This window comes from Flavobacterium sp. (genome assembly GCF_044338735.1).
In the GTDB taxonomy this organism is placed as follows: Bacteria; Bacteroidota; Bacteroidia; order Flavobacteriales; family Flavobacteriaceae; genus Flavobacterium.
The window spans coordinates 1-10,800 of sequence record NZ_JBIIWV010000069.1 but is presented as its reverse complement, the minus strand read 5'-3'; the positions used below and the strand labels follow the sequence as shown (position 1 = coordinate 10,800).

General features: G+C 32.3%; 8 protein-coding genes. 5 read left to right on the top strand and 3 right to left on the bottom strand.

Annotated features, from left to right (window positions below):
• Positions 1 to 100: 100 nt before the first annotated feature.
• Positions 101 to 472 carry a ribosome silencing factor gene (rsfS, locus tag ACIQZC_RS06135; protein WP_396138357.1) on the bottom strand — a complete coding sequence of 124 codons (372 nt, stop codon included), beginning with the start codon at positions 470 to 472 and terminating at the stop codon, positions 101 to 103.
• An 85-nt stretch (positions 473 to 557) separates the two neighbouring features.
• Here rsfS and ACIQZC_RS06130 point away from each other — a divergent pair, with 85 nt between their 5' ends.
• The 3 genes from ACIQZC_RS06130 (at position 558) to ACIQZC_RS06120 (ending at position 5,234) form a co-directional block, all read left to right on the top strand.
• A complete protein-coding gene (locus tag ACIQZC_RS06130) occupies positions 558 to 1,289 on the top strand; it encodes a biotin--[acetyl-CoA-carboxylase] ligase (protein WP_396138356.1) in 732 nt (243 codons plus the stop codon).
• Positions 1,290 to 1,396: 107 nt separating this feature from the next.
• A complete protein-coding gene (gene ccsA / locus ACIQZC_RS06125; RefSeq protein WP_396138355.1) occupies positions 1,397 to 4,552 on the top strand; it encodes a cytochrome c biogenesis protein CcsA in 3,156 nt (1,051 codons plus the stop codon).
• A gap of 100 nt (positions 4,553 to 4,652) precedes the next feature.
• Positions 4,653 to 5,234 (top strand): glutathione peroxidase, encoded by a 582-nt coding sequence (locus ACIQZC_RS06120; RefSeq protein WP_396138354.1) that lies wholly within the window; start codon positions 4,653 to 4,655, stop codon positions 5,232 to 5,234.
• A gap of 67 nt (positions 5,235 to 5,301) precedes the next feature.
• Here ACIQZC_RS06120 and ACIQZC_RS06115 read toward each other — a convergent pair whose 3' ends face one another.
• Positions 5,302 to 5,796: a GNAT family N-acetyltransferase gene (locus ACIQZC_RS06115; RefSeq protein ID WP_396138353.1), complete on the bottom strand. Its 495-nt coding sequence runs from the start codon at positions 5,794 to 5,796 to the stop codon at positions 5,302 to 5,304.
• A gap of 81 nt (positions 5,797 to 5,877) precedes the next feature.
• Between ACIQZC_RS06115 and menD the strand changes: the two genes are divergently transcribed.
• Positions 5,878 to 7,530: a 2-succinyl-5-enolpyruvyl-6-hydroxy-3-cyclohexene-1-carboxylic-acid synthase gene (menD, locus tag ACIQZC_RS06110; RefSeq protein WP_396138352.1), complete on the top strand. Its 1,653-nt coding sequence runs from the start codon at positions 5,878 to 5,880 to the stop codon at positions 7,528 to 7,530.
• Positions 7,531 to 7,667: 137 nt separating this feature from the next.
• Here menD and ACIQZC_RS06105 read toward each other — a convergent pair whose 3' ends face one another.
• A complete protein-coding gene (locus ACIQZC_RS06105) occupies positions 7,668 to 9,830 on the bottom strand; it encodes a TonB-dependent siderophore receptor (protein WP_396138351.1) in 2,163 nt (720 codons plus the stop codon).
• Positions 9,831 to 10,018: 188 nt separating this feature from the next.
• Here ACIQZC_RS06105 and ACIQZC_RS06100 point away from each other — a divergent pair.
• Positions 10,019 to 10,800, top strand: a 782-nt coding sequence (locus ACIQZC_RS06100) for a peptide chain release factor 1 (RefSeq protein ID WP_396138350.1), incomplete at its 3' end; no start/stop codon positions are given.

The following is a 10,800-nucleotide window of genomic DNA, read 5'->3' as shown; positions in this document are numbered from 1 at the left end:
AGACTGATTGTAAAAAATACAGCAAGAACAAGTAAAATACTCATCCATGGACTAAATTTAAAGCCAGAATTATTATCAGTGTTTTGTGCCATAAAAATTTTTAGTATTTTGTTTCAATTGTTGTAATATTTGCATCACCCCATAAACTTTCAATTCGGTAATACTCGCGAATATGTTTTTGAAAAACATGAACTACAATGTTTACATAATCCATTAAAACCCATTCGCCATTTTCTGTACCTTCCACATGCCATGGTTTGTCTTTTAACTCTTTTGAAACTAATTTTTGAATAGAACCTACAATTGCATTGACTTGTGTGTTTGAGTTTCCATTGCAAATTACAAAATAGTCACAAACAGTATTGTCAATTGCTCTTAAATCTAGAATATCAATGTTTTCTCCTTTTACGTCTTCAATCCCTTTGATGATGTTTGCTAATAAATCATCATTATTAATCTGCTTCTTCGCCATTTATTATTTTTGAATTTATGCAAAGGTATCAAATTTTGTCATTATTTTTGAACCTTAACATAAGATTAAAACTTATTCGTAGTAAATGAAGATAATCAAACTCAATGCCATAGATTCAACCAATCGTTTTTTGAAGGAATTGGCACAAGAAGCAATTGCTGAAAATTATACGATTGTAGTGGCCAATCAACAAACTGATGGGAAAGGTCAACGTGGCGCTTCTTGGATTTCAGAAAGTGATAAAGGATTGACTTTTAGCTTACTATATCATAATTTGCAAGAATCTTCGATTAATTTATTTGAATTAAATTGCATTGTATCATTGAGCATTGTGGAAGCTTTACAATCGATAAGTTTGATCAAATTTCAAATTAAGTGGCCAAACGACATTTTGGCAGAAAATAAAAAGATTGGCGGTGTTTTGATTGAGAACAGTTTTAAGAACCAACAGGAAATAGTTTCTATTATTGGAATTGGTATTAATGTGAATCAACTTCATTTTGAGAATTTACCACAAGCTTCTTCATTGGCACTTTTAGAAAGGAAAACTTTTGATAAAGAGGAAATTATGTTTAAAATAGCCAATCAACTGCAATTTAATTTGGAAAATGCACAAAAAATAGGTGCTAATTTTTATTGGGAACGCTATCATGAATTATTGTATAAACGAGGAGTTGTTTCAGCTTTTGAAGATGGTAATGGTAATCAATTTGTAGGTAAAATTATTGCGGTTACCCTTGAAGGAAAATTACAATTGGAATTAGAAAACGATATACAATCAATTTTTGATCTTAAAGAAATTAAAATGCTGTTTTAACTTAAACGATGCATAAAAAATAGTAAATCCTTTGTTAAACTTTACAAATAGTATTTTGTAATTAAGTACATTTGTGTCAATTTTTAAAAATACATTCCTCATTTCACATGGAAAAAAAAATAAGCTCTTTTTTGTTTTCGACTCGTTTAATGGCCTTTTTGTTCATATTTTTTGCTGTAGCAATGGCCGCTGGAACTTTTATAGAAGATGCCTATAATACTGATACTGCAAGAGTTGTTGTATATAACAAGTGGTGGTTTGAAGCCATAATGGTATTTTTTGTAATCAATTTCATAGGTAATATGAAACGCTATCAATTACATAAAAAAGAAAATTGGGCAACACTAATATTACACCTATCATTTATACTAATTATTGTAGGAGCATTTGTTACAAGATATATTAGCTATGAAGGAATGATGCCAATTAGAGAAGGCGAATCGGCAAATATTGTTTATTCAGATAAACCGTATTTGACTGTATTAGTTGATGGCGAATACAAAGGAGAAATGAAACGAAAAACCTTTGAAAAAGATTTGATTTTAGCGCCTGAAGTTAAAGACGATGCATTTTTAAATCTTTTTGCTAGTAATGATTTTTCAATGGGTGGCGAATTCAGTGATATTCCTTTCGAAGTAGTTCATGAGTCTTTTATTTTAAATGGAAAGGAAACTATTAAACCTACTGAAAACGGAACATTAATGATTAAAATGGTGGAATCGAGTGGAGGAACTCGCCACGAGCATTATTTAAAGGAAGGTGAAGTGCAAAACCTACACAATATTTTGTTTGCCTTCAATAAATTTACTGAAGGAGCTATTAATATTTCCAAAATAGGAGAAGCCTACACCATACAGTCGCCATTTGATGGAAACTTTATGCGCATGGCCGATAAATTTCAAGGTCAAGTTACAAAAAATACACCTCAAGCCTTATTATTACGATCGTTATACAACATGGGCGGCGCACAATTTGTATTTCCAGAACCGGCTATTAAAGGCGAAATGACCTTAGAATCTAATAATGATTTTAAAGACAAACAAACAGATGATGCATTAATTGTTAAAGTAAAAAGTCAAGGAAAAGAAGAAACGGTAACACTTGTGGGTTCAAAAGGAAAACAGGGAGTTCCACAAAGTGTAAAAATTGGAAAATTAGAATTTACCTTATTCTTTGGAAGTAAAATTTACAACACACCTTTCAATATTAAATTAGACGATTTTATAGCCGATAAATATCCAGGAACAGATAAAAGTTATTCTGCTTTTAAAAGTAAAGTCGAAGTAATTGATACTGAAAATAAGAACACCTTTAAAGACAGTATCTTTATGAATAATATCCTAGATTACAGAGGTTATAGATTGTTTCAATCGGGTTTTGATCCAGATGAAAAAGGAACGCAATTATCGGTAAGTCATGATTTTTGGGGCACTTGGATTACTTATATTGGATATTTCATATTGTATTTTGGGATGATGGCTATTTTGTTTAATAAAAACACGCGTTTTGCTAGTTTGAAAGACAAATTAGAAAAAGTAAAAGCAAAGAAAAATCAGTTACTAGGAATTGCATTATTGCTGTTTTCAACAATCGGTTTTGCACAACATTCTAAACAACTAAGTAAAGAGGAAACACTAAAACTGTTGAAAGAGCATTTAGTTTCTGAAGACCATGCTTCTGAATTTGGAAAAGTAGTCATACAAGATGCAGGGCGTATGAAACCTATCAATACGTTTTCATCTGAATTACTTCGAAAAGTATCAAAAAGTGATACGTATGAAGGAATGAATTCGGATCAAGTATTTTTATCAATGACGCAGTTTCCTCAATATTGGTATAATTTACCTATTATTTATTTGAAAAGAGGAAATGACAGTATTCGTAAAATAATTGGCCTTGAAAAAGAAGCAAAATATGCACCATTAGTTTCCTTTTTTGATGAAAAAGGCGGTTATAAATTGGCGAATTATTTAGATGCGGCTTATAAAGAACCTGTGCCTAATCAATTTCAAAAAGATTTTATTGATGCCGATAAAAAAGTGAATTTATTCTATTCGGCGTTAAGTGGTCAGATATTAAAAGTATTTCCGGTACCGGGCGATAAAACCAATAAATGGTTGTCTTATTTAGAAATCAATAAACCTACAGGAACCGATTTGGATTCCATTAAAAATATTGTTCCGTTTTATTTGAATGCCGTTGATAAATCTACTTTGAATGATGATTATAAGTTGCCAAATAGTTTATTAAAAGGTTTAACCGACTATCAAAAAAAGTATGGTAAGTCAGTAATGCTTTCAGAAAGTAAAATAAATTCTGAAATCATGTACAATAAGTACGATATTTTCAAACGACTATTCTATTTATATATGTTGGCTGGGGTTTTGATGTTGGCTTTTTGTATCGTACAAATTTTTAAGGATAATAAATTTACGCGATTAAGTATAAATGTCTTTCATGGTATAATTGCGTTGTTTTTTGTTTTACACACGCTTGGATTAGCCATTCGATGGTATATTTCAGGTCATGCACCTTGGAGTGATGCCTATGAAAGTATGATATATGTAGCTTGGGCAACCATGTTTTTCGGTCTTGCTTTTGGAAGAAAATCAAAGTTAACCGTAGCTTCTACGACATTTGTAGTTTCTATTATATTGATGGTAGCACATTGGCAATGGATGGATCCTTCTATCGGAAATTTACAACCGGTATTAAATTCTTATTGGTTAATGATTCACGTTGCGGTTATTGTTGCTAGTTACGGTCCGTTTACCTTAGCTATGGTACTTGGTTTAGTCGCTTTGTTCTTAATGATTTTTACCAATGCAAAAAATAAAAATAAAATCAAGTTGAGTATTGACGAAATTACTTATATCAATGAAATGGCTCTAACAGTTGGTTTAGTAATGTTAACCATAGGAAACTTCCTTGGTGGACAATGGGCTAATGAAAGTTGGGGACGTTATTGGGGTTGGGACCCAAAAGAAACTTGGGCGTTGATTAGTATTATGGTGTATGCATTTGTAATTCACGCACGATTTGTTCCTGCATTACGTGGGCGTTGGATATATAGCGTAATGAGTGTTTTGGCTTTTGCTTCGATTTTAATGACGTATTTTGGAGTTAATTTCCACTTGAGCGGTTTACACAGTTATGCTTCGGGTGAAAAACAAAATGTTACTTATTATTTCATCATACTTGCAGTTGTATTGGTAATTGCGGCTATTGCTTATAATCCATATAAAAAGCATTTGAAAAAATAATTAAATATAAAATTAAGGCTGTCTTTTTGATAGCCTTTTTTTATGAAATGTTTAGCAACAATATCATTAACAATTAATTACATTTGATAAAAATATGATCATGAAAAAATCACTACTTCTGTTTTTAGCAATTTCCTTATGGAGTTGTCAAAATCAGGCACAAAAAAAAGAAACAATTACAATAGCAACTTCTACGACAAAAGAAACAATTTACCAATTTAAAGCTCAGGACTTGTCAGGTGACGAATTTGATTTTGCAACCTTAAAAGGAAAGAGAATAATCATTGTAAATACGGCTTCAGAATGTGGATTAACACCTCAATATGAGCAATTACAAGCGGTTTATAATCAGTATAAAGATCAAAATCTTGTAATCGTAGGTTTTCCCGCTAATAATTTTGGATCACAAGAACCTGGAAGTAATGCGCAAATTGCTTCGTTTTGTCAAAAAAATTATGGAGTTACCTTTCCCATGATGTCAAAAATTTCGGTTAAAGGAAATGACATGCATCCTGTGTACCAATTTTTAACCCAAAAAGCTAAAAACGGATTAGAAGATAGCAATGTACAATGGAATTTTCAAAAATACCTTATTAATTCGAATGGAGAATTAGAAAAAGTGGTTGCTCCAAGTACGTTACCCACAGATGCCGAAATCATTAATTGGATTGAAGGGAAATAATATAGTCAATAGTCGCAGTCTCAGTGTTCAGTATTTTGTTAACTGTGACTGAATACTGTGACTAATTTTAAAGCATTTTCTGTACAATAACCGAATGCAACCAGCGGTCAAATTTATAACCGGATTCTTTGATAAAACCTACTTCTTCAAAGCCAAATTTCTTATGAAAATCGATACTAGAAGTATTTTCAGAATCGATGACACCAATTAACGTGTGCAAATTTTGTTGTTTTGCTAAACTAATTAATTCGGTTAATAGTAGTTTGCCAATTCCTTTGCCGATGTGGTTTTTATGAGCATATACTGAATGTTCAGCAGTAAATTTATAAGCTTCTCTAAATCTAAATTCACTATAATAGCCAAAACCTACAACTTCGCCATTCATATCGGCAATAACTATTGGATAACCTTTCAACAGTTTCTCTTCAAAAATAGCCTTTTGAGCAGCTAATGTGCGAATAGTGTAATCGTATAAAGCTGTTGAATTTAGAATAGCATCGTTAATGATGTCTAAAATGGCAGCAGTATCTTCAACTTGATAAGGTCTGATTTTTATTTCCATAGTTCAAAAGTAGTATTTTTGATTTAAACTGTATAATTATACTCAGCAACTTTGTAACTTTGTAGCTTACAAATAATCACAATGAAGTATCCGAAAATTCCTTTAGCGCAAAGCATTTTAGAAATTTGTCAGCAAAAAGGAGTGAAACATATTGTAATTTCTCCTGGTTCAAGAAATGCGCCTTTGACGATTGGATTTACAAATAATCCGTTTTTCAAATGCTACAGTGTAGCAGATGAGCGTTGTGCAGCTTTTTTTGCATTGGGAATTGCACAACAAATTCAGCAACCAGTTGTTGTTGTATGTACTTCGGGTTCGGCGTTATTGAATTATTATCCAGCTTTTGCCGAAGCTTTTTATAGCCAAATTCCTTTAGTGGTGCTTTCGGCAGACCGACCACAACATAAAATTGATATTGGCGACGGACAAACCATTCGTCAAGAAAATGTATTTGCAAATCATAGTTTATTCAATGCTAATTTATCCGAAAATAATTCGCTAGAAAATGATCATCTCGTGCAAATGGCATTGCATATTTCGGTTGCGAAAAAAGGTCCAGTACATATTAATGTTCCGTTTGAAGAGCCTTTGTATGAAACGGTTTCTGATTTACAAGTACATCCTAAAATCATTGAGTTTACTAACGAAGAAAAACCATTTGTAATGGATCCTGCAACGCTTGCTGTTTGGAAAAACGCCACTAAAAAATTAGTTTTAGTAGGTGAGTTATTTCCAAACTCGGTGGAGCAACACTATTTAGAACTTTTAGCAAATGATCCAAGTGTAGTCGTTTTAACCGAAAAAACATCTAATTTAAATCATCCAACTTTCATTGATCAAATTGATACATTGATTACGCCATTTGATGAAGCAGAACTCAAAGCGTTTCAGCCTGAAATTCTATTGACTTTTGGAGGAATGGTAGTTTCTAAACGAATCAAAGCGTTTTTGCGAAACTACAAACCAGAACTCCATTGGCACATTGACGAATTAAGGGCGTATGATACTTTTGGAGCGCTTACGAATCATTTTGAAACTAAAATTAATGTGTTTTTAAGTCAGTTATTGACTGAAGACACATTTGAAAGTACTTATAAATCGGGTATTCTGTCTATTTGGAAAGATAGAGTAGCGAAACACCAAGAATACAATTCAAAAATTCCATTTTCCGATTTTAAAGTGTTTGATTTTATTTGTCAAAATTTACCCGAAAATTGCCAGTTGCAAGTCAGTAATAGTTCGGCAATTCGCTATATGCAGTTGTTTGATGTGGCGTCGTCTATTCCTGTTTTCTGCAATCGAGGAACGAGTGGCATCGATGGAAGTACGTCTACAGCAATTGGAGCTTCAGCAGTAAGTACATTGCCCACAGTTTTAATTACGGGTGATATTGGTTTTTTATATGACAGCAATGCGTTATGGAATAATTACATCCCTTCAAACTTTAAAATTATATTGATAAATAATGGTGGTGGCGGCATTTTTAGAATATTGCCTGGACATGAAGAAACCGAAACATTCAATACCTTTTTTGAAACGTCGCACCAGTTGAATGCCTTGCATTTGGCTAAAATGTATGGTTTGGATTATTTTAAAGTAACGGATGAAACTTCATTAGACCAACAATTTTCTGTATTTCTTGCTCAGAATGAAAAACCAAGTATTTTAGAAATTTTCACACCCGAAAAAGTAAATGATGCTATTTTATTGGAGTTTTTTAGGAAGTTGAAATAGAAATAAAAATCCCAATTGTAAGATTGGGATTTTTTTATGATTAGTGGAACGAATTGTAATTCTGCGTTATTGGGGGTATAAAAGTAGCCAAAATCGCGGTGTTGATCTCTAACTAATTTTCGTGGTTTCATAGCATATTAAAAAGTATAGTTTAATGCAATGGAATAATTTCTTGGCGCAATAGGATTCACACTATTGTCATCATGAACATTATAATTTAATTCGTTAAATACATTACTCAATTTAGAACGTAAAGTAAATTTATAAAAGGAATAACTTAGCGTAAGATCAGATTGAAAAAAATCGGATAAATAAATTAATTTTCTACTGTCGTTTGCAACTTGTGCTCGGGTTGATCTTCCGGCATAACGTTCTCCAAAATAGGTATTAATAATACCAATGTTTAGATTTTTAAATCGACCGTTTTTAAATTGATAATTGGCACTTAAGTTTGCGGTGTTTTTAGGATTGTAGCGCAATTGACTACCTGAAATATAGTAATCGCTTGTTCTAAATTTAGTTTCATTAAAACTATAGCCCGCAATAATAGATAATCCGTTTATTGGATTTGCTGTAATATCAATTTCAAGGCCTTTACTGATTACTTCGCCTGCTAAAACTTTAATATAGGAATAAGTATTGCCGTTTGAAAGCGATTGTTGGTAAAAAGTATCATTCGAAATTTGGTACAGTGTCAGGTTTATAAACAATTTATTTTTGAATAAAATGTTTTTTATGCCCACTTCAAATTGATCCACAATTGAAGGATCTAAACTTGCGCCACTCTCATTTTGTCCTGTGTTTAATTCAAAAGAATTGGAGTAAGAAGCAAATAAAGTATGATTTTTTGTAGGTTTATAAATAATGCCAAATTTTGGAGAAAAAGCACCATCATTATTAACGGTTGTAGCATTTGAAAGGTCTGCATATTTATAGACATTGCTTTCTGTATCTTGATAACTATAGCGAATTCCTGCTAAAGCTTTCCATTTTTCTGAAAACGAAATAAAATCTTGAGCATACAATCCAAAACGGCTAATAGGAGCAGTGGTTAAGGTGTTTTTGCTTAAATTAGGAATAACAGGCTCTGCAGCAGCATTGTAATCTTCAAAAATATTTATGGTGTCATAATTAGCAAAAGAATTGTAAACGGTTGTTTGTGTTTTAAAATTTTCAACATCAGCGCCAACTAATACTTTGTGGTCTAATTTACCTGTTTTAAATTCGCCTGTTAAATCCAATTGCTGAATAATGTAATTGTCTTTTGCTTGAGTGCGTTGAATGCTTCTATTCCAATTTCCATTTGGTTGTACGGCACCGTTTGTTCCTGAATTTGGTCGAGTGTTTGAAAACAAATCAGTAGAGTAAAATCGAACACCATTGACAAATTTTAGGTTCCAATTAGAATTAATAGTATGTGAAAGTGTTATCGTGTTAGCTAATTGTTCGCTATCATAATATCCCCAACTTACTCCTAAAAAACGAGTTCTAGGTATTGAAACTATTTGATAATCAATAATTCCAGCGCCAAAATCAGGAGTTCTACTGTCGTTAGTAAAATCGGTTTCAATTAATAAATCAGTATTTTTTCCTAATTGAAATTCAAATGACGGATTAAAATAATAACGTTCGGAGTTTACATTGTTTCTATAACTGTCGGCTTTTTCATAAGCACCATACAATCGAAATCCAATTGATTTTGTTTTGTTCAAACTTCCATACATATCAAAAGTTGGTTTGTATGTATTAAAACTAGCGTTAGCAAAACTTATTTCGCCACCAAATTCATAACGGGGTTTTTTGGTAACCAAATTTAATATTCCACCCGGCGAAACATTTCCATACAGCATGGCCGCACTCCCTTTTAGGAATTCAACTTTTTCTAATCCGCTAGTTTCAAGCATCATACCATTAAAATAACGAATTCCGTTTTTAAAAGTATTGTTGCTAGATAATGAAAAACCTCTTGATGCAATTTCTTCTTGATAGCCTCCAGTAGCTCCCATGATATAAACTCCATTGGCATTTTTTAAAATATCAGCAACAGTTGCTACCTGTTGGTTTCTTAATTCTTCTTTAGAAATCACTGAAATCGCCTGAGGTAAATCCATTGCTTTTATCCCTGTTTTCCCTGCATTAGTTTTAGAATTTGATGGATTTTTTTCTACTACTACTTCTTTCAATCTTTTAACGGTGTCATTTTCAATACTACTGTATTCGTTAATTGATTGATATGAAGCTTGAGCAATTCCTTGTAATGAAATAAATAAAAAGCTAGCGATAAATATATTTTTATACATCTTATTTAGATTTAATTAAAATAACAGTGCAAAAATATTACAAGAAAAATAAATCACAAAATTTATTTAGACTTATTTTAAATAAAATTTTTAATCTATTGATTTTCAGTTGAAAAAACTTTTAAACACTTATGCTTTTAAACTTTCAACTAAAATTGTAACTTTGCAAACCAAAATAAAAGACTACTATGTTAGATAGATTACAATATGTTAAGCAACGTTTCGACGAAATTTCAGATTTGATTATTCAACCTGATGTTATTGCCGATCAAAAACGTTACGTGCAATTGAATAAAGAATACAAAGACTTAAAAGCCTTAGTAGATAAGCGAGATGAATACATCAACCTAGACGGAAATGTCAAAGAGGCGAATGAAATTATTGCTGATGGTTCGGATGCTGAAATGGTTGAAATGGCCAAAATGCAGTTAGATGAAGCAAAGGATCGTTTACCTCAATTAGAGGAAGAAATTAAGTTCATGCTGATTCCAAAAGATCCAGAAGACGCTAAAAACGTAATGGTGGAAATTCGTGCAGGTACTGGTGGTGATGAAGCGTCTATTTTTGCAGGTGATTTATACCGAATGTATACAAAATATTGCGATGCTAAAGGTTGGAGAACTTCGGTTGTAGATATGAATGAAGGAACTTCTGGCGGGTTTAAAGAAGTTATTTTTGAAGTATCTGGAGAAGATGTTTATGGAACATTGAAATATGAAGCAGGCGTTCATCGCGTTCAACGCGTACCACAAACTGAAACGCAAGGTCGTGTGCACACTTCAGCAGCAACTGTAATGGTTTTGCCTGAAGCAGAGGAGTTTGATGTTCAAATTGATATGAATGATGTTCGTGTTGATTTTTTCTGTTCGTCAGGTCCAGGAGGGCAATCGGTAAATACTACAAAATCGGCGGTTCGTTTAACTCATATTCCTACCGGATTGGTAGCACAATGTCAGGATCAAAAATCGCA